We start from the raw sequence: 268 nt of genomic DNA on the forward strand, positions 1-268 counted from the left end.
GTGTTGCTGCGCTATTAGATGTTGCGCAAATTTCTGAAATTATCGCAGTAGTGGACGCCGATACATTTAAACGTCCGATTTATGCAGGTAATGCAATCGCCACGGTTAAATCACTCGACAGTAAAAAAGTAATTACCGTGCGTGCCAGTAGCTTTGATTTACAAGGTGAGCAATCAGCTGTTGCTATAACAAGTATTGATACAGTATCAGATTCGCAATTAAGCAGCTTTGTAAGTGTAGAGCAAACTGAATCAGAACGCCCTGAGCT

General features: G+C 41.4%; 1 protein-coding gene. It reads left to right on the forward strand.

Annotation, left to right across the window (positions count from 1 at the left end; genetic code table 11):
* Positions 1–268 (forward strand): adenine nucleotide alpha hydrolase family protein (locus AAEY83_RS15470; RefSeq protein WP_502945199.1); only part of this gene is annotated, 268 nt, incomplete at both ends.

The sequence above is a fragment of the Psychrobacter sp. TB20-MNA-CIBAN-0197 genome (assembly GCF_040309765.1).
Lineage (GTDB): Bacteria > Pseudomonadota > Gammaproteobacteria > Pseudomonadales > Moraxellaceae > Psychrobacter > Psychrobacter submarinus.